This window comes from Heyndrickxia sp. FSL W8-0496, assembly GCF_038007825.1.
GTDB classification, from domain to species: Bacteria; Bacillota; Bacilli; order Bacillales; family Bacillaceae_C; genus Heyndrickxia; species Heyndrickxia oleronia.
The window spans coordinates 3,853,966-3,872,285 of sequence record NZ_JBBOXX010000001.1; the positions used below are offsets into that span (position 1 = coordinate 3,853,966).

The window sequence follows — 18,320 nt, forward strand, 5'->3', positions numbered from 1 at the left end:
TCCATTTGCATAAAAAAATCCCCCTCTATACGGAGGGGGAAGATTTTTCAATTGGATTATCGATTTAACAAGCTACCAACATATCGTAATAGCTCATTCGCTGAAGTCGAATTATAGCCATGTTCATCAATAAGACGAGCAACCACTTCGTTAATCTTTTTCAATTGCTGTTCATCTGGAGTTTTCGAGGATGTTGTAATTTTAACTACATCCTTTAAATCAGCAAATAGCTTCTTTTGAATGGCTTCACGTAGGCGATCATGTGAATTATAGTCAAAGCGTCTTCCTTTACGGGCATATGCTGAAATCCGGATAAGAATTTCTTCGCGAAATGCTTTTTTAGCATTTTCAGATATTCCAATTTGTTCTTCAATTGATCTCATTAACTTTTCATCTGGGTTTATTTCTTCTCCTGTTAAAGGATCATGAAGCTTTGCTTTATTACAATAAGCTTCGACATTATCTAAATAATTATCCATTAATGTTTTGGCTGACTCTTCATAGGAATAGACAAATGCTTTTTGTACTTCTTTTTTGGCAATCTCATCGTATTCCTTTCTTGCCAAGGAAATAAAGTTTAAATATTTTTCTTTCAGTTCAGAAGTGATAGATGGGTGCTGATCTAGGCCTTCTTTTAATGAACGAAGAACATCCAGCGCATTGATAGAAGATACTTCCTTCCTAATGATCGTTGAAGATATGCGATTAATGACATATCTTGGATCAATTCCACTCATACCTTCTTCCTGAAATTCTTTTTTCAATTCATCGATATCGGCAGAATTAAATCCTTCCACACTTTCTCCATCATATAATCTCATTTTCTTAATTAGATCGATGTCCCCTCTTTTTGGTTCCTTTAACCGAGTGAGGATCGAGAACATCGCCGCAATTTTCAATGTATGAGGAGCAATATGAACCTCTGCCACATCACTTTCATTGATCATCTTTTCATAGATTTTTTCTTCTTGAGAAACTTTTAAGTTATACGGAACAGGCATTACAATGATCCGTGAATGTAGCGCCTCATTTTTTTTATTTGATATAAATGAACGATACTCCGTTTCGTTCGTATGTGCGACGATCAGTTCATCCGCACTAATCAATGCAAACCTTCCAGCTTTAAAATTTCCTTCCTGTGTCAGGGAAAGTAAATGCCAAAGGAATTTTTCATCGCATTTTAGCATTTCTTGGAATTCCATCAAACCACGGTTCGCTTTATTTAATTCACCATCGAATCGATAGGCACGTGGGTCAGATTCCGAACCATATTCAGCAATCGTTGAAAAATCAATACTTCCAGTTAAATCAGCGATATCCTGTGATTTCGGATCAGATGGGCTGAATGTTCCAATCCCTACGCGGCGATCTTCAGAGAAAAAGATTCGTTGAACGATGACATCTTCTATTCGTCCACCGTATTCTTCCTCAAGCCTCAACATGTTTAATGGCGAAAGATTCCCTTCGACACGTATACCATATTCTTTGTAAAAATCATCGCGTAAATGATTAGGGATCAGATGTAAAGGATCCTCATGCATTGGACAGCCTTTTATCGCATAAATCGCTCCATTTTCAGTACGTGTATATGCCTCGAGACCTCTTTTTAACATCGTCACTAAAGTTGATTTCCCGCCACTAACAGGACCCATTAATAATAAAACACGCTTACGGACATCTAAGCGTTTGGCTGAAGGGTGAAAATATTCTTCAACTAATTTTTCAAGGGCTGCCTCCAAACCGAATAGTTGATTACTGAAAAACTGATATTTTTTCTTCCCATCTACTTCTTCTATTCCTGCATCTTTTATCATATTGTAAACACGGGAATGTGCCGACTGTGCAACCCAAGGCTTCTCTTTCAATAATTCCAAATATTCTCCAAAAGTACCTTCCCAACGAAGCTTTTCCTCTTCTTCTCGGTAATGTTCTAGTTTTTTTAAAATATCCATGAGTACCTCCCCTTGTCACTTGTTGAAGGACGATTAATATACTTTATGCTCAAACCTTTTGGAACATGATATAAAAACAAGAAATGCATTCCTGGGAAAAATATGAATTCGATGATTTACCATTAGTTGTTCATGAAAAACAAAGGAGGGATGTTCACATAAAATATAAATTGGGCTATAATAAAAATTAGTACTGCAATAATTTTGAAGGAGGCTTACATAACTATGGGAACTTGGGTTATTATAGCTGTTTCAATTGCATTTTTAGCAGCTATTTTTACTGCTGGATATGATGATAAGCCAGGAACAAATAAATAATTGAAGCCAAATAAAAAAATCTTCCTGTTTGGAAGATTTTTTTATTATTTTAAATGAGGATAGCCTTGTTGTCTTAATGCCTCATACACTAAGATGGCAGCAGTATTCGATAGATTTAATGAACGAACATTATCATTCATTGGAATTCGTAAAAAATGATCCTTATTATTAACTAGCAAATCCTTTGGCAACCCCGTCGTTTCCTTACCGAACATAAAATAATATTCTTTATTCACATCACTATAATCAAAAGCAGAATGTGGTTTCTCGCCAAAGGTTTCAATGTAGAAGAATTCCCCATTTTCATTTTTACTAAAAAACTCATCCAATGAGTCATAATAAGTAATATTTACATGATGCCAGTAATCAAGACCGGCACGTTTAAGCATTTTATCATCTGTTGAAAAACCAAGAGGTTTGATTAAATGTAGTTTCGTATCCGTTGCTGCGCATGTTCGCGCAATATTCCCTGTATTTGCTGGGATTTCTGGTTGATAAAGTACGACATGTATTGCCACGATTGTTTCACCTCATTATTGAACTATAACCTTATCCATTATAGCATAAGTTCATTTTGATTAAGGGTTATCTACAATGGTAAAAAATTTATATTGAATATTTGGTGTGTACGCTGTGGAATCCTCATATGCCCAGTAGCGCATCCGACTATTCGATGTATGGGCATTTACGAGAGGCATGCCCAAAGCGTCTTTACCGGTTACAATGGTATTATGATCAAAACGGCCATCTCCTTGGAAGTCGTAACAAATCACATCACCAAGCATTAATTCATGTGGAGACCCGACTTCTCGTGCCTGTAAACCGACTTTCGATGAAGCAAGATAGATTCGTAAAGAATTAGCCACACTCCAGCTATAGCTCCAATTATTACTCCTCATCCACCAGCCTTTGCTTTTATTCGGATATCCACGCATCGGTGCGCCTCCTGCATGAAGACATTGAGAAATATAATTCGTACAGTCCACTTCAAATTTTTTGTATGCAGGATTATATGAATTCCACCATTTTTCTGCATATTGAACGGCTTTCAAACGATCATATCGGTAGGAAATCCTTGGCATATCATCATTTTCCTCTAATTCAGCTTCTATTTGTCGCTGGTTCAAAATGATGTCTTCCTGATTTATCTCTCGGCTTTCATATAGTTTATCCTTATAAAAAGAGGCTAGGTGATGTTCCAGCTTCTCCTCCATATACATCTTGTCTTTCTGTTTAATTAAATATTGCATGTGAACATCATAATGGACATACGTGTGATCATCTTCCTGTTTTCTATCCGTTATCGTTGTATTTGCCATAACCTTTACAATTTCTGCATTCCTATTTTGAAACGATTCGATCTTCTTTATTATATTTTCATTTTCATGGTCCTTTTTACTTTTCACATAGGCCTCAACCTGCCATTTTACGTGCGCTTTGATTTGATCCTTCATTTGCTTCCCTCCTCTAATTAATACATATGAAAGAGGAGCCTTTTCAAAACAAAAAAAGCAAAGTATAGTTATACTATGTAATTCCATTTTCTTGAAGTAACATGATAAAAATAGAAAATAAATTGAAATATAATGACAGTTTTAAAAAATTCCCACTTAAAAAGGGGGCTTTTTATGAAATTCAAATTAATGGTATGGATTTTACTTCTTCCAATATTCTTGTTTTCCCTTGGAATTTTCTTTTTTGAAGTAGCATCTTATTCTACTTCACCGCCAGATCAAGGTGGAACGAACTTTTGGGTGGATTTCAAGAATGTTTGGTATCACTCTGTATCGTTTTATACTATGCTTGTTATTATGTTTCTTTTGTTGTTTTTTAGTTTTTTAAAAAAGCGAGGATAAGCGTCTGATATTGTATAACAAAAAAACACTTGGAGTTTGGTATTGCCCCTTTAATGTTATTTTAGGGGTCACACCTTTCCAAGCGTTTTTATATGCTACTATTTATTGTTATACTTCGCCTTTTGTTTTACGAATTGCTTTTTCAATTTCATCCAAAACATCCGGGTCTGTTTCTTTTTCATTTGAATGCTCTAATGCCATCGAAGCATCCTCTCCACCAATTTTCCCCAATGCCCATGCGGCTGTGCCACGTATAACAGGACGAGGATCCTCATTTAGTACCTGAATAAGTTCTGGAACCGAGGATTGTTCTTTAAAATGGGCTAATGCAATAATGGCATTTCTCTGAATTGGCTTTTTCCCTCTCCATGAGCCAGACATTTCCCCAAAATTATCCTTAAACTCACGATTACTAATCGTTAATAATGGGGTTAATCTTGGTTTGGCTAACTCGGGATCTGGTTCCATCTCTTCATGAAAATGAAAATCCATTCCTTTATTTTTAGGACATATTGTCTGACAGGTATCACATCCATAGATACGATTACCTAATTTATCGCGAAATTCTTCTTCAAGAAATCCCTTCGTTTGTGTTAAAAATGCGATGCAGCGCTGTGCATTTAGCTGTCCTCCTTGGACTAAAGCACCCGTTGGACAGACATCAATACATTTATTACAGGATCCGCACTGATCTTCCATCGGTTCATCAGGCTCAAATGGAAGATTGGTGATCATTTCTCCCAAGTACACATAGGAACCGAACTCCGGAGTAATAATGGAGCAATTTTTCCCGCTCCAGCCAATCCCTGCTCTTTGTGCTACTGCACGATCAACTAACTCACCCGTATCAACCATTGATTTAAATCTGGCCTCTGGTACCTTTTCCAAAATAAATTCCTCTAATTGCTTCAACTTTTCTCGTAAAATGGTATGATAATCGACGCCCCAAGACGCTCGACAAAAAATGCCACGTCTGTCCCCTTTTTTCCCTTGTGGTGACTCAGACATCTTTGAAGGATAAGCAAGAGCAATCGCAATAATTGATTTTGGTTGATCAAAAATCAAGGAAGGATTTACACGTTTTTCAATATCTTTTTCTTCAAATCCCGATTGATACCCGAGCTCTTGTTGTCGAATTAATCGATTTTTCATTTCAGTAAAGGTGTCTGCAGTGGTAAAACCTATTTTATCAATCCCAATCACATTACTATATGAAATGATTTCTTGCTTCAGCTGAGAGATATTCATGTACGCTCCTCCTTCCTTTGTAGTAAACAAATAAAAAAACGCAATACCCCGTTCTTCTTGGAAAACGAAACACTGCGTTATTCAAAAAATTATGTATGGAGCGGGTGATGGGAATCGAACCCACGACAACAGCTTGGAAGGCTGTAGTTTTACCACTAAACTACACCCGCAATATGAAATATATTTTATATCTCTAATCGACTTTTTTATTATACAAATTTCTACAACATTTTTCAAGGGTTTTTATAAAAAATTATTGAAAGTACATATTTTACATTAGTCTTAAAGGAAGGGTAGTTTCCCCCCTCCCTATAAAACCACTTATCTTCCGATCGGTTCCTTTTCAGGTATATGGCCTGATTTATTAACCTTTGTTTCTAAATAAAACTCATTGTATTCCGATTTATCTCCCCATAATGGGATATGTTCATCAGCTAAAAGTCCAGATTCCTTTAGTGCAGCAAGTTTCTTAGGATTATTAGTAATTAAGGTCACTGGTTTGGAACGAAGGGATTGTAATACTGAAATCGCCTCATCATATGAACGGCTATCATCTGTAAATCCAAGTGCAAGATTTGCCTCAACCGTATCATAACCTTCTTGCTGCAATAAGTAAGCAAAGGATTTAGAGAATAATCCAATCCCTCTTCCTTCATGATTCGCAAGATAGAATAATGCACCACTGCCATTTTCTACAATCATTTGCATGGATGTTCGTAATTGATACCCGCAATCACATCGTTTACTACCGAATATATCACCTGTATGGCAAATACTGTGCATGCGCACTAACGCTTTTTCAGCATCTTGGATATCACCGTAAACAAGGACTGAACATTGTTGCATGGATGCTAAATCCAAATTAGGTAAGGAATCTAAAATTTCATCCTTTGATACATGTTCTTCTACAGCGAGCCATGTATACCACTTAAAATGGACAACCTGCTCTTCCAGCTGAACAGGAAGATTAATCGGTCCAACTAAGCAAATATTTTTATCTGAAAGTGAAATTAGTTTCATTTTATCGATAAGAAGATGTTTAACTTCTGATGAAATCATTGCTTTCTCCTCTTTTAAATTAGAATCATTATAATGTAAAGCAAGTTTATACTAAGTTTACTGATGGGTCAAGAAAATAAGATTTCCAATGTTTGAATATTAATAAGTATAATCTTTGCTTTTTATTTGTATGTCTTGTAAAACATTTCTTGGCTGGCTGCATGATCCTCTATTTACTGGTCATCATTTACTATTTGCCTTTATTTTATTTAGCTTTCAAATCATTTTTTGAATGTTCCAATCAATGTCTTCGGTACTCTGGTGATCACACTGGTTAATTCAGATTTTCGCGCACGGATGAACTCCTTAGTTTACTAAGTATATCATCCTTTATGATACAGTAACCATAATTATTGGTGGTTACTTATCAAATCATATTCCAATTCGATATATTTTTTTTGTTGCTGGTGCTTGGGTAATGTATATGGATTTGCTCCTACCAGTAAAGGGGTTCGACAATTAGAAAGGATTTAACCATTTTGATGCAGCGGTTGGTTACCGGCAAGGTGAAATTTGTCTGGGCAAGGTAACCTAAGAGAGAGATTAATTACGCTGGAGGGGGAGTTTGCTTGGGTTCGGGAACTTAAGTGACCGATTAATTACCCTGGAGGGGGAGTTTACCTGGGCACGGGAACTAAAGAGACTGATTAATTACCCTGGAGGGGGAGTTTGCCTGGGCACGGGAACCTAAGAAACCGGTTGTTACCCTTAAGGAGGAATATACCGATTCTTCATTAAAATAACGGACTCACAGTCCGCTATTTACCCTTCTTTTGTTATTGTATAGGCTGAAAAGCAACATTCCAGATTCCATCGTCATCTTTAATCATTTGAAAGCCAAGTTCACCATCTGGGCCTTGGAAGGAGATATATCCTTGATCATCACTCGTTTGTATAAATGTTCCTTTTCCAATGTTTTTAAATTTTTTTATAAGAGTTTCCTTCGTACCTCGATCTTCTTCAGGTATGGCACGGTCTTCTTCTTTTGTCCATTGGATATGTTCTTTACGGTCTGTATATAATGCATAGACGGCGTCATATTGTTGGTCAATTTCAGCTTTTACATATAGCTTCGCAATACTAATCGGACTCAAATCTTTTAAATGAACCTCATTCAAATCCTTAAGAAACAATTGATAAGCATTATTTTCTTCATTAGATAAAGGAAATTCCTCCTTGATAACTGGGGGTTCTTTTTTTTCTTCCATCGCAACGCGTGGAGACTCATGATTCATCAAAGAGAAACTAATTGCGCCGAAACTAATAAACAGTAAAATCGTAAAAGCGGGCAACAACCTAATCTTTTTGCTTGGCTTGTTATTCCTTTGGATTTTTTGATACACTTGAACCCGATCTTTTTCTGTAAAGACTGATTCAGTACTTATATATTTGTCAATTTGCTCTTTTAATTCTTCACTTCTCATCCCACAGCCCTCCTAAGTCCTTTTCTAATGTTTTCTTTGCCCTTAATAATCTTGTTTTTACACCTGAGGGAGAGAGGCCAATTAAGCTACTAATTTCATTTATTTTTAAATCCTTATAATAGTACAAAATGATTACTTCTCGATATTTGATGGGCAAATCAAAGATGGCTTGAACAACCTTATCCTTCTGCTGACCATTGATCAAATAAAATTCAGGAGTTTTTGTTTCAATTAATGTGAAGAATTGTGTTGTTAAAAAGAGTTTTTTATACTTCCAAGATTTAAGCATATCCTTACATTTATTAATCGCAATTCGATATATCCATGTCTTTATATCCGAGTTTCCTTGAAAGGAATCCAACTTTAAATAGATGGTGAAAAATACATCTTGCGTAACATCCTCTGTTAGCGCCCAATCCTTTAAATAAGAATAAACTAATCTCTTTATCTCCTCTCCATACGTAAACATTAAAGAGGTCAAAAAATCGGACTCCTCATTTATTTCCTCAATCAAAATTTCCCCACCTCATTTTTATCTCTTTTCAATTAGACGATTAAGAATAGAAATGGTTTCGGAATTTTCCTACTCTTTTTAACCGAGATTGGCCTAACATTTATTAGCTTCGTCCTTCATGAAGAAAATCCTACTGCAAACTAAAATAACACGATTAATTTGTATAAATATTCCCTTTTATTGCTTTAGGAACCACTGTTTTTCCGGCCAACCAATCCTTTAAAGAGATTGTCAGTGGATCGGAATCGTACCCAATTCCTAAGATTACCTCTAATTTGTTTGGTAAATAAACAACGGTATGCAGTGTTCCAAAATATTCTTTATAATGATGGAAAAATAATTTTGAATGGTTACCGTTAAAAGAATGGTAGGCTGATAAAGGCGTTAACCTCTGTTTAATTAATTTTAGTAGGTAATCTTTTCGATCAAGTGAACCTTGGATGGTCTCCCTATTTTTTTCTTTCAATGCTTCTGACTCAAAATGATTCGTACAAATCAGAGGGGTAGCATACTTCACTATTTGTTTCTGTGGTGAAGCCTCAACAATTGCACTTTTCCCCTGTTTATCTGTAATCGAATAGTTGTAACAATATCCATGCGGAATATCTTTGATTAATTGAATCGCTTCATCAGTTGTTGCGCATTGGTCTAATATCATTCGAACGATGGTTGTAGCGATAAATCCTTCTTCTTTATACATTTGATTAACAAAATGCAAGCCTATCACAAGCCCTTTTTCATTCATACCGTCTAATCGGCCAATGATTTGTTGACTAAAGCCTATACTTGCATACCCTTTAATAGGATTCATTAGGACAAGCCGCGCATCGTACAATTGATCACTGAAATCATAATTACGGACGTAAAAGGAATCAGATACTAATGTAGTACAACCCATCTCAGGAAATATGACATTATAGCCACTATACCATTCTATTGCTGTATTTCTATCGATACCCAGTCCATCGGCCAATCCGTATATTTCTTCAAGTATGTTTGGGTGTACTTTATTTAACTTTTCCCTTGCCTGGAAACAATTGAAGTCCGGATTTTTCTCCATGTTTTGATATGGTCCATTCCAGTTTGATTCCTGCCTCAATTGCTCCGCCTGTAAGCCCCCTATTTGATAGTTACTCCCCGTTAGCTCTACAACTTTAACGACTAACTCCTTTGGATCATTCATGCTTTATCCTCCTTTAAATTTTGTAACTGGCATAATTAAATCAAGATCGTTTAGCTCTTCACCTCGATACCATTCTAAAACGGGACCTGTTGGTACCCAGTTATGGTCAACTGCAAATCTGATTAAATTTCTATACCCCTCTTTAATTTGTGAAATCGATGAGTTAAAGCTTTGAGCAATACAAAGACAGGGTGGCATATGTTCAATTTGTGCCCCTTCAGGCAAAGCAGATAGACTGATCGCTTTTGATAAACCAAAGCCAATTTCTGCCTTAATGGAATTCATCCCTGATAAATAACGAAGATAGCCACTTTTGAATCGTATATTATTCTTTGATAGTTCTTTGCCTCTTTCTCGAAAATGTGTGCCAAACTGACCAACCTCTGATTCTGCACCAAACCAAACAATGATTTCTTCCTTTCTTTCTATTAAATAAACAGCTTCATTTTCATGTTGGCCTTCTAAATAGCGTAGACTGACGTTTAGTAAATCCTGCTTTTGCTTTAATGACTGAATCCACCTCGTCATCATTTGTTGGCGATTTTCCTCATCCCCACTAATATAAAGCTGAATTTCCTTTATAGAAATTCCAACTAGCCTTAAGCTAGAAATAAACTTGACCACTTCAATCTGGTCTTCCGAATAATAGCGATATCCATTTTCAAGTTTTCTTTTAGGTGATAATAAATGCTGCGTTTCATAGTAACGTAAAGCACTTTTAGAGATTCCTGTCCTTTCAGAGAATGCTTGTATTGTCATTAATTCCTCCATGATTAATCCTCCCTTTCTTTAAGATAAACGTTAAAGTAACTTGAAGGTCAAGATAATTTTTCGCAATAATCACAATGACCGAATGTTTATTTATGGTAAAATTATGTAAGAAGAGAGTTTTTCACTTGTTTAAAAATACATCCAAATTCTATCTAACAATCTCTTTCCTTACGATCCTTAACAGTTATTTACAAGCATACAATCATTGGGGAGAAAGGCATGTTTTATCGCTAATCTTTTTCATTTTAGGAACGATTCTTTTAATCCTTTCAATAATCGGTGTCATTGTTTTAAACAAAAAACAGAAAACCATTGGTAGAACAAAATGAATAAGGGAAACGCCCACATTTAAAGCGATTCCCTTTATGTTATATAAAACGAGTACCTTCTATAATCTAAATGGCGGGATAAAGCGACCGTCGATATCTGTAAAATTATATTCCTTTGCTAAATCTCCCACTCTATATACGTTTCCGCTCTTTTCTATTACATTGGTATCACTAGCTAAATGGGTAATTGCACGGCCAATATAATGAGGGGTTTCTGAATCCTTTAATTCCTCAGATTCCTGCCAATTTTCCTCAGCTACATGATGATGCTTTAACACAAGCTCTGTTCTCATGAATCCAGGTGAGACTGCGAGAACAGCAATATTGTCTTGTTTTAATTCTATTGACAGTCCATAAGCCATGCGAACTAATGAATTTTTAGCTAAATCGTAATAAAACTGTCCCGTATATTTATGATCGTCCCAAAATGTAGTGTGGACGATAAGGGCTTGTCGATTCTCACGGAGCAATGGGATGGCGAAATGATTAGTGGCTAACTGTGCACGCACACCAGCAGTAAACATCGTATCCCAATGTTTCAACGGTAGCTCCCAAAAAGGCTTAGCATCTACCCCAAGATCATGTGCTCCCCATACATTATTAATCAAAATATCTAAATTCCCTTGTTCCTTGCGTATTTGGTTAATGACTGATTCAGTTTCCGTATCATTTGTATGATCACAGCGAATCGCGATTCCTGTTCCCCCATGAGCCTCTATTTCTGAAACTGTGTCATCAATGGTTCCTGGCCATGCATTTGTCGAATTACCTTGCGTACTACGCCCTGTCACATACACTGTTGCTCCAGCCTTTCCTAATTCAATTGCAATCCCTCGTCCAGCTCCCCTACTGCCTCCCGTTACAAGTGCAACTTTTCCTTTTAAATTATTCATATTTCCCATTCCTTTCATAACTAGATGTCCTCATTATAAAGGTTCATTCTTGACAACCTTTGTCATATTTCCTTAAATAAAACATAATAAATCTTAAAAAAAGGTGAGTTGGATGAGAGGAGACCGCTTAATATCCATTCTTTTGCTCTTACAAACGCATGGGCAAATGACAGCTAAAGAACTATCTGAGAAATTAGAGGTTTCGGAGCGAACCATCTATCGCGATATGGAAGCCTTAAGCAGTACAGGAATACCGGTGTTTGCAGAACGAGGAAAAAATGGTGGATGGTCATTACTAGAGGGCTATCGAACAAATTTAACAGGGCTAAAGGAAGCAGAAATTCGCGCATTATTTCTTTCTCCTTCGCATCAATTTCTCGAAGATCTCGGTTTACATCGCACTTCAGAGGAAGCGAGAAATAAACTACTCGCCTCACTTCCAGAAAGTTATCGGAAAAATGCTCAAGACATATGGAACCGCATTCATATTGATACAAGTACATGGCGAGAACGGAAGGAAAAAATGGTGACCTTCGAAGTCCTGAAAAAAGCGATATGGGAAGAAAATAAATTATTGATGGAATATGAACGTGCAGACGGAATTACAAACGAACGAATTGTCCATCCTTTAGGGCTTGTTGCCAAGGGAAGTCGCTGGTACTTTATAGCCGCTAAAGAAAATAATGAAATTCGAAACTATAGGGTTTCACGAATAAAAGCTGCTATGCCTATTAACGAAAAATTTAAAAGACCAACGGATTTTGATCTTGCCCATTACTGGAAAACCTCAACAAAGGCTTTTGTTGAAAACTTACCAACATATACTGTAGTGGTAGAAGTTACATCAGCGATCCTACCAAGGCTACAATTTACAGATCGGTTCGTTCAACTTATAAAGATGAACAATAAAAATGAAAATGGATGGATCCCTGTCGAGCTTTCCTTCCATACTGAAGAGGATGCTAAAGGATATATATTAGGATTCGCCGATCAAATGAAAGTGATTGAACCTAAAGAACTGCACCATCAGATTCTTAGGATGGCCGAAGCTACGGTTGCGTTTTATCGACAGGGGAAATGATATTGTCTATATGTTAATGATAGGGTGCATTAATCTCGTAAGGATTAATGCACTTTTTTATCCCCTCATAAATTAATAATTAAGTGAAGGAAAAATAATCAAAATCATAGAAGAAGGTATACATTCGAACTTTTTAATATCGAGGTGCCTAATGAGCCAATTATTTTCAGAAATTCAATCAGCGCTAAACTTACATACACTACATGAATGTGTTTCACAAATGATAAATAAACAAGTTAATAACCTGCATGATTGGAAATTGAATCGATTCAATCTGTTTCACTTAATTTTACAACGGAAGGTATTTTTCGTATTTATGGGACATTCAATGATCAAGGAAGCAGTATCCCTTGGTCACTCATTCTAAAGATAATAAGAACTGAGCATTCAGATAAAGATGATCCGCAACATCATAACTATTGGAAAAGAGAGGCATTGGTTAACCAGTCACAATTGTTATCCCATCTTCCTGATTTTATTTATACCTCTCAATGCTATAAAGTTGAGGAAAAAGCGAATGGTTCTATTTGGATTTGGATGGAAGATATAAAAGAAGAGAATAACAATATTTGGTCTGAAGAAAATCTCGCTTTTATTGCACGACATATAGGGATGTTTAATGGAGCATATTTTTCTAGTAAAACACTTCCTGAATATTCATGGATATGCCGTATTTGGTTACGTTCTTGGGTGTATAGTTGTAAAAAGTATTCGATTAATCCAACAACCTATTATCCAACCATTCAAGGATTTGCTACTCTTCGAAACATCTATCATTCTTATCTACTCTTAAATGAAAATATACATAAGCATCTTCATACAATTAGTAAATTACCTCGTGTTCTTGCACACCAAGATTTAAGTAAACAGAACATATTCATACATAGAGGTTTAACCTTAATAGATTGGCAGTTTTTAAGTATTTCGGGATTAGGAGAGGATTTGGGGAAATTCTTTGGAATTGCCTTAAGCCAAAAAGATATTCCGATCGAAAAAGCAGAATATTTTCAAGACCTCTTATTTACCAACTATATTGAAGGACTTCAGGATACTGGTTGGAAAGGAGAAATTGTATTACCTAGATACGGATTTTGTACATCATTTGCTTTGCGCAAGCAATTGGGAAGTACCAAAGCTTATGAAACTGGCATCAAGCTCTATCATAGAGTCAGATAATAATATAGACAATCACTCCATCAAATTACTTACAGATATAACTGCTCTTCAAATGAGAGCGGGGAATGAGGCAGAAAGATTATATAGTAAAGTAATATCATTAATCACTTAAATAATCGGTATTTATCTTAATCGTTTTGATAAATTATTCATTGTTACTAAAAAAACTGCACCTCTCATATAGAGATGCAGTTTACCAACTCCAAATACTTATACTAGTTCTTCAACCATCTTTACTACATTGCTTACGGTAAATCCAAATTCTTCTATTAACTTATCACCATTTCCTGAGGCACCAAATGTATTGATTCCTAGTATTTTTCCTTCGTCTCCTACATAACGTTCCCATCCAAAGGAAGATCCCATTTCAATTGCTAATCTTTTTTTTACTTTTGGAGAAAGTACCTGGTCTTTATAGGTTTGATCCTGCTCCTCAAAGCGATCCCATGATGGCATACTAATAATACGAACGTCTATCTCCTTATTACGTAATTCTTGTTGTGCTCGAATAGCCAGCTGTACCTCAGATCCGGTTGCAAGAATCAATGCATCCGGAATTTCTTTTTCACTTTCTTTCACAATATAGGCTCCTTTTTGTACACCCTCATACGCATTTTCCTTTGTTTCTTCTAATGTAGGTAGCCCTTGTCTCGTTAAAACTAACAATGTTGGTTTATTAGTTGATTCAATGGCTAATCTCCATGCAGCTTGCGTTTCATTTGCGTCGGCAGGACGTATTAAACTTAAGCCAGGCATACAGCGAAATGATGCTAAGTGCTCAACTGGTTCATGTGTTGGACCATCTTCTCCTACTGCGATTGAATCATGAGTCAGAACATATGTAACAGGTAATTTCATTAGAGCAGATAATCTAATAGCGGGGCGCAAATAATCGCTAAAAACGAAAAATGTTCCCCCGAATACTTTTAATCCACCATGCAGTGCCATCCCATTTAATGCTGCCGCCATGGCAAATTCTCTAACACCAAACCAAATGTTTTTCCCTTGATAGTTCATACGTGAAAAATCAGTACTGTTTGTTATTGTCGTTTTATTTGAGCCAGCTAAATCTGCACTTCCACCAATAAAATTCTTTGGAAACGCCTTTGCAATTGCATTTAATACTTGCCCAGAGGAATCACGAGTAGCTAGAGTTTCTCCAGGGCTATATAAAGGAAGGTTTTTATTCCAGTTTGAAGGTAGCTCCCCATTGATTGCTATTTCTAATTCATTCGCATCTTTCGGATAGGCTTCCTTATATTCCGAAAAAAGCTTATTCCACTCTTCTTCTTCTTGTACTCCTTTTTTGATCACCTTTTGGTTAAAATCTTCATAAACTTCTTCAGGTACATGGAAAGGCTCATACGGCCAATCATAATATTGTTTAGTTAAATTTACTTCATTTTCTCCGAGTGGGGCTCCATGAGAAGCGGATGAATTGGATTTATTCGGTGAACCATAACCAATAATCGTTTTCACTTCAATTAATGTTGGTTGGTCAATATTTTGCTTTGCTTCCTTTATGGCTTCTTTTAAAGCTAGGACATCATTACCATCTTCAACACGCAATACTTGCCACCCATAGGCTTGAAAGCGTTGATCAATATCTTCTGAGAAGGACATATTCAAATCACCATCGAGTGAGATATCATTTGAATCATATAACACAATTAATTTTCCTAATCCAAGATGTCCCGCAAGTGAAGCCGTTTCATGTGAAATTCCTTCCATTAAATCCCCGTCGCCTACTAGTGCGTAGGTATAGTGATCAATTATAGGATAAGACTTCTTATTGAACATAGCAGCTAAATGAACTTCAGCTATTGCCATCCCAACTGCTGTAGCAATTCCTTGACCAAGAGGTCCTGTCGTAGTTTCAACTCCATCGGTATGATGTACTTCTGGATGGCCTGGAGTATTAGAACCCCATTGACGGAAATTCTTTAAGTCATCTAATGTCACTTGATAACCAGATAAATGAAGTAAACTATATAACAGCATTGATCCATGCCCCGCAGACAAAACAAATCGATCGCGATTAAACCATTTCGAATGTGTTGGATTATGTTTCAAAAATTCCGTCCATAAAGTATAAGCCATCGGGGCAGCACCCATTGGTAAACCTGGATGACCTGAATTTGCTTTTTCAATTGCGTCAATTGCCAATGTACGAATAGTATTAATTGATAGTTGTTCGATTGAAGTAGCAGTTGTGACCAATTTTTACAGTCCCCCTTCGTCTAATGCTTGATTTTTCTTCGGAACCTTTTTCCAATCATCAAGAAATTGTTTGATTCCTTTATCTGTCAAAGGGTGTTCCCATAACTTTGGTAAAAGTGTACCAGGAATAGTAGCAATATCAGCTCCAGCGATGGCTGCTTTTTCTAAATGACCGATTGTTCGTATACTTGCTGTTATTATCTTAGATTCATAATGATAGTTATTTAAAGCCTGTTTTAACTTTTGAATTAAAACAATGCCATCTTCACCCATATCATCGATTCTTCCTACAAATGGACTGATGTATGTTGCCCCCGCCTTTGCTGCCATTAATCCTTGTGCAACAGAGAAGATTAACGTTACATTTGTTTTAATTCCTTCTTTTGATAAAATATGCACTGCCTCTATTCCTGCTTCTGTCATTGGAATTTTTACAACAACATTCGGGGCCCATGTTGCTACTTCCCGTGCCTCTTTTACCATCTCTGATACTGTAAGTCCTATCACTTCTGCACTAACAGGACCAGCTACTAGACTACAAATCTCTTTAATTACTTCTTCAAAATCTCTATTTTCCTTCGCTATAATGGTTGGATTCGTTGTGATACCATCTACTAGCCCCAAACGAATAATACGTTTGATCTCATCAATATTGGCTGTGTCTAAGAAAAATTCCAATTTAATTCCTCCCTATTAATGTATCAAATCACTTCTGAAACAGGAGCATCATAACGACTTTCTATATATCTTAGTTGCCTATCTTTTCCGTGCATTAAAATAGAATGGGTGATATATTTTCCTTTTTCTTTTTTTATCCCATTTAAAAATAGATTATCTGTGATCCCTGTAGCAACAAACATACAATCATTGGAACGAACGATTTGTTCATGTCTGAGCGGTATCTCCGGATTAGTTAACCCCATCTCTATACATCTTTTAACTTCTACCTCACTACGTGGTAACAACTTTGCCTGCATTTCACCACCTAAACATTGAACGGCTACTGCTCCTAGTACTCCTTCTGGAGCTCCGCCGATGCCTAAAAACATATCAATATTTAACTCTTGTAAACAGGCGCCTGCAGTGTAAATTACGTCTCCATCACGAAACAGATGTACTTTTGCGCCAATCTTTCTAATTTCATCAATCATTTCCTGGTGTCTAGGTCTATCCTGAACAAGAATGTTTAATTCAGTTATTTTTTTCTCATTCGCTTTTGCAACTGCATTTAAATTATCTTGCAGCGGTGCTTCAATATCTATTTGTCCTTTTGCTTTTGGCCCTACTACCAGCTTTTTCATATACATATCTGGTGCATGAAGCAATGATCCTTTAGGTCCAGCTGCAATGACTGTTATCGCATTACTTTGTCCATTTACTGTTGGGGTCGTTCCCTCTATTGGATCAACAGCGATATCAATTTCAGGTCCAGCTCCTTTACCAACTGTTTCACCAATATACAGCATCGGAGCCTCATCAATTTCTCCTTCACCAATAACAATTGTTCCATGCATCATCATTTGATTTAAACGCTGTCTCATCGTATTTGTAGCAGCTCCATCAGCTGCAATTTTATCTCCACTACCAATCCATGGGATTGCTGAAATAGCAGCCTCTTCTGTTACTTTGAGAAAATCTAATAACAAAGAATGCATAATACCACCCCTTTAGTTTTAACAATCACACTTTACTCCATCTACAACATCCTTATAATTTTGGTTTATAAATTGTTGCTCTTTTGCAATAATTTTATCCACTTTTCGCTTTGATCCTTCAGCCCAATTCGAATGTATATAGGCATTAACAACTTTTTTTCCAACTTCTACCCCAATGATTTGAGCACCCATCGTAATAATTTGTGCATTATTACTTAATTGCGCTCTTTCTGCTGAATACACATCATGAGCTAGTGCTGCTCGGATACCAGGATATTTATTTGCTGCAATACATACGCCAATACCTGTACCACAAATTAATATTCCACGGTCAATCTTTTGCTCACTAATTGCCTGTGAAACTTCAAACGCAACATCCGGATAGTCAACTGCTTCACAAGAATGACAACCATAGTCCACAATTTCATGTTCTGATCCCTCTAAAAACTGTTTAATCGCCTCTTTAAACTCATAGCCATTATGATCACTACCGATTCCGATTTTCATACAACCGATTCCTCCTATTAATCACGCTTTCATTTTAATACACTAATTATTGTTTTTCAACTTTTATTTTCGTTTATTTTTATTATTTTTCATTTATTTTTATTTTGAGTAAAAAAAAGAAATCAGAAAATAAT

General features: G+C 36.3%; 17 protein-coding genes and 1 tRNA gene. 3 read left to right on the plus strand and 15 right to left on the minus strand.

Features of this window, described 5'->3' with window-relative positions; all coding sequences use genetic code 11:
* Positions 1 to 56: 56 nt before the first annotated feature.
* The 3 genes from NST63_RS19530 to NST63_RS19540 all read right to left on the minus strand — a co-directional run bounded on the left by NST63_RS19530 (position 57) and on the right by NST63_RS19540 (position 3,724).
* Positions 57 to 1,952 (minus strand): PrkA family serine protein kinase, encoded by a 1,896-nt coding sequence (locus NST63_RS19530; protein ID WP_058003378.1) that lies wholly within the window; start codon positions 1,950 to 1,952, stop codon positions 57 to 59.
* 362 nt (positions 1,953 to 2,314) lie between these two features.
* Positions 2,315 to 2,788, minus strand: a complete 474-nt coding sequence (gene trmL / locus NST63_RS19535) for a tRNA (uridine(34)/cytosine(34)/5-carboxymethylaminomethyluridine(34)-2'-O)-methyltransferase TrmL (protein WP_058003377.1) — start codon at positions 2,786 to 2,788, stop codon at positions 2,315 to 2,317.
* Positions 2,789 to 2,848: 60 nt separating this feature from the next.
* Positions 2,849 to 3,724, minus strand: a complete 876-nt coding sequence (locus tag NST63_RS19540; protein WP_341043464.1) for an amidase domain-containing protein — start codon at positions 3,722 to 3,724, stop codon at positions 2,849 to 2,851.
* 174 nt (positions 3,725 to 3,898) lie between these two features.
* On the opposite strand from NST63_RS19540, the gene NST63_RS19545 reads away from it, so the two are divergent.
* Complete coding sequence (locus NST63_RS19545; RefSeq protein ID WP_341043466.1) at positions 3,899 to 4,126, plus strand: hypothetical protein; 228 nt, start codon at positions 3,899 to 3,901, stop codon at positions 4,124 to 4,126.
* A 108-nt stretch (positions 4,127 to 4,234) separates the two neighbouring features.
* On the opposite strand, the gene queG is transcribed toward NST63_RS19545, so the two are convergent.
* From queG to NST63_RS19585, 8 genes are all read right to left on the minus strand, one after another.
* Positions 4,235 to 5,374, minus strand: coding sequence for a tRNA epoxyqueuosine(34) reductase QueG (gene queG, locus NST63_RS19550; protein ID WP_341043467.1), 1,140 nt, complete (start codon positions 5,372 to 5,374; stop codon positions 4,235 to 4,237).
* Between the two features lie 96 nt (positions 5,375 to 5,470).
* Positions 5,471 to 5,544: transfer RNA gene (locus tag NST63_RS19555), tRNA-Gly, on the minus strand.
* 151 nt (positions 5,545 to 5,695) lie between these two features.
* Positions 5,696 to 6,433, minus strand: a complete 738-nt coding sequence (locus NST63_RS19560) for a GTP cyclohydrolase II (RefSeq protein WP_212945871.1) — start codon at positions 6,431 to 6,433, stop codon at positions 5,696 to 5,698.
* A gap of 776 nt (positions 6,434 to 7,209) precedes the next feature.
* Complete coding sequence (locus NST63_RS19565) at positions 7,210 to 7,857, minus strand: hypothetical protein (protein WP_242598327.1); 648 nt, start codon at positions 7,855 to 7,857, stop codon at positions 7,210 to 7,212.
* Complete coding sequence (locus NST63_RS19570) at positions 7,847 to 8,371, minus strand: sigma-70 family RNA polymerase sigma factor (RefSeq protein WP_341043468.1); 525 nt, start codon at positions 8,369 to 8,371, stop codon at positions 7,847 to 7,849. Before NST63_RS19570 ends, NST63_RS19565 begins: the two co-directional genes overlap by 11 nt.
* A gap of 154 nt (positions 8,372 to 8,525) precedes the next feature.
* The gene (locus NST63_RS19575) at positions 8,526 to 9,554 is read right to left on the minus strand and encodes a C45 family peptidase (RefSeq protein ID WP_341043469.1); all 1,029 of its coding nucleotides are present in this window, start codon (positions 9,552 to 9,554) and stop codon (positions 8,526 to 8,528) included.
* Between the two features lie 3 nt (positions 9,555 to 9,557).
* On the minus strand, positions 9,558 to 10,325 hold the full coding sequence (locus tag NST63_RS19580) for a MerR family transcriptional regulator (RefSeq protein WP_341043470.1): 768 nt from the start codon (positions 10,323 to 10,325) through the stop codon (positions 9,558 to 9,560).
* A gap of 388 nt (positions 10,326 to 10,713) precedes the next feature.
* The gene (locus NST63_RS19585) at positions 10,714 to 11,547 is read right to left on the minus strand and encodes an SDR family oxidoreductase (RefSeq protein ID WP_341043471.1); all 834 of its coding nucleotides are present in this window, start codon (positions 11,545 to 11,547) and stop codon (positions 10,714 to 10,716) included.
* A 112-nt stretch (positions 11,548 to 11,659) separates the two neighbouring features.
* Here NST63_RS19585 and NST63_RS19590 point away from each other — a divergent pair, with 112 nt between their 5' ends.
* Positions 11,660 to 12,628 carry a helix-turn-helix transcriptional regulator gene (locus NST63_RS19590; RefSeq protein WP_212945946.1) on the plus strand — a complete coding sequence of 323 codons (969 nt, stop codon included), beginning with the start codon at positions 11,660 to 11,662 and terminating at the stop codon, positions 12,626 to 12,628.
* 252 nt (positions 12,629 to 12,880) lie between these two features.
* On the plus strand, positions 12,881 to 13,804 hold the full coding sequence (locus tag NST63_RS19595) for an aminoglycoside phosphotransferase (protein WP_341043472.1): 924 nt from the start codon (positions 12,881 to 12,883) through the stop codon (positions 13,802 to 13,804).
* Positions 13,805 to 14,014: 210 nt separating this feature from the next.
* Here NST63_RS19595 and tkt read toward each other — a convergent pair whose 3' ends face one another.
* The 4 genes from tkt to rpiB are packed head-to-tail and all read right to left on the minus strand — an operon-like array spanning position 14,015 to position 18,186.
* Positions 14,015 to 16,024 (minus strand): transketolase, encoded by a 2,010-nt coding sequence (tkt, locus tag NST63_RS19600; protein ID WP_180213457.1) that lies wholly within the window; start codon positions 16,022 to 16,024, stop codon positions 14,015 to 14,017.
* A 3-nt stretch (positions 16,025 to 16,027) separates the two neighbouring features.
* A complete protein-coding gene (fsa, locus tag NST63_RS19605) occupies positions 16,028 to 16,702 on the minus strand; it encodes a fructose-6-phosphate aldolase (protein ID WP_180213458.1) in 675 nt (224 codons plus the stop codon).
* Positions 16,703 to 16,725: 23 nt separating this feature from the next.
* Positions 16,726 to 17,679: a class II fructose-bisphosphatase gene (gene glpX, locus NST63_RS19610; RefSeq protein ID WP_180213459.1), complete on the minus strand. Its 954-nt coding sequence runs from the start codon at positions 17,677 to 17,679 to the stop codon at positions 16,726 to 16,728.
* Positions 17,680 to 17,697: 18 nt separating this feature from the next.
* Positions 17,698 to 18,186 (minus strand): ribose 5-phosphate isomerase B, encoded by a 489-nt coding sequence (gene rpiB / locus NST63_RS19615; RefSeq protein WP_180213460.1) that lies wholly within the window; start codon positions 18,184 to 18,186, stop codon positions 17,698 to 17,700.
* Positions 18,187 to 18,320: the final 134 nt, after the last annotated feature.

Excerpts from the sequence above, each read along its gene's own strand:
- NST63_RS19530 (WP_058003378.1), bottom strand. The coding sequence starts at position 1,952 with ATGGATATTTTAAAAAAACTAGAACATTACCGAGAAGAAGAGGAAAAG.
- NST63_RS19540 (WP_341043464.1), bottom strand. The coding sequence starts at position 3,724 with ATGAAGGATCAAATCAAAGCGCACGTAAAATGGCAGGTTGAGGCCTAT.
- NST63_RS19545 (WP_341043466.1), top strand. The coding sequence starts at position 3,899 with ATGAAATTCAAATTAATGGTATGGATTTTACTTCTTCCAATATTCTTG.
- queG (WP_341043467.1), bottom strand. The coding sequence starts at position 5,374 with ATGAATATCTCTCAGCTGAAGCAAGAAATCATTTCATATAGTAATGTG.
- NST63_RS19560 (WP_212945871.1), bottom strand. The coding sequence starts at position 6,433 with ATGATTTCATCAGAAGTTAAACATCTTCTTATCGATAAAATGAAACTA.
- NST63_RS19565 (WP_242598327.1), bottom strand. The coding sequence starts at position 7,857 with ATGAGAAGTGAAGAATTAAAAGAGCAAATTGACAAATATATAAGTACT.
- NST63_RS19575 (WP_341043469.1), bottom strand. The coding sequence starts at position 9,554 with ATGAATGATCCAAAGGAGTTAGTCGTTAAAGTTGTAGAGCTAACGGGG.
- NST63_RS19580 (WP_341043470.1), bottom strand. The coding sequence starts at position 10,325 with ATGGAGGAATTAATGACAATACAAGCATTCTCTGAAAGGACAGGAATC.
- NST63_RS19585 (WP_341043471.1), bottom strand. The coding sequence starts at position 11,547 with ATGAATAATTTAAAAGGAAAAGTTGCACTTGTAACGGGAGGCAGTAGG.
- NST63_RS19590 (WP_212945946.1), top strand. The coding sequence starts at position 11,660 with ATGAGAGGAGACCGCTTAATATCCATTCTTTTGCTCTTACAAACGCAT.
- glpX (WP_180213459.1), bottom strand. The coding sequence starts at position 17,679 with ATGCATTCTTTGTTATTAGATTTTCTCAAAGTAACAGAAGAGGCTGCT.
- rpiB (WP_180213460.1), bottom strand. The coding sequence starts at position 18,186 with ATGAAAATCGGAATCGGTAGTGATCATAATGGCTATGAGTTTAAAGAG.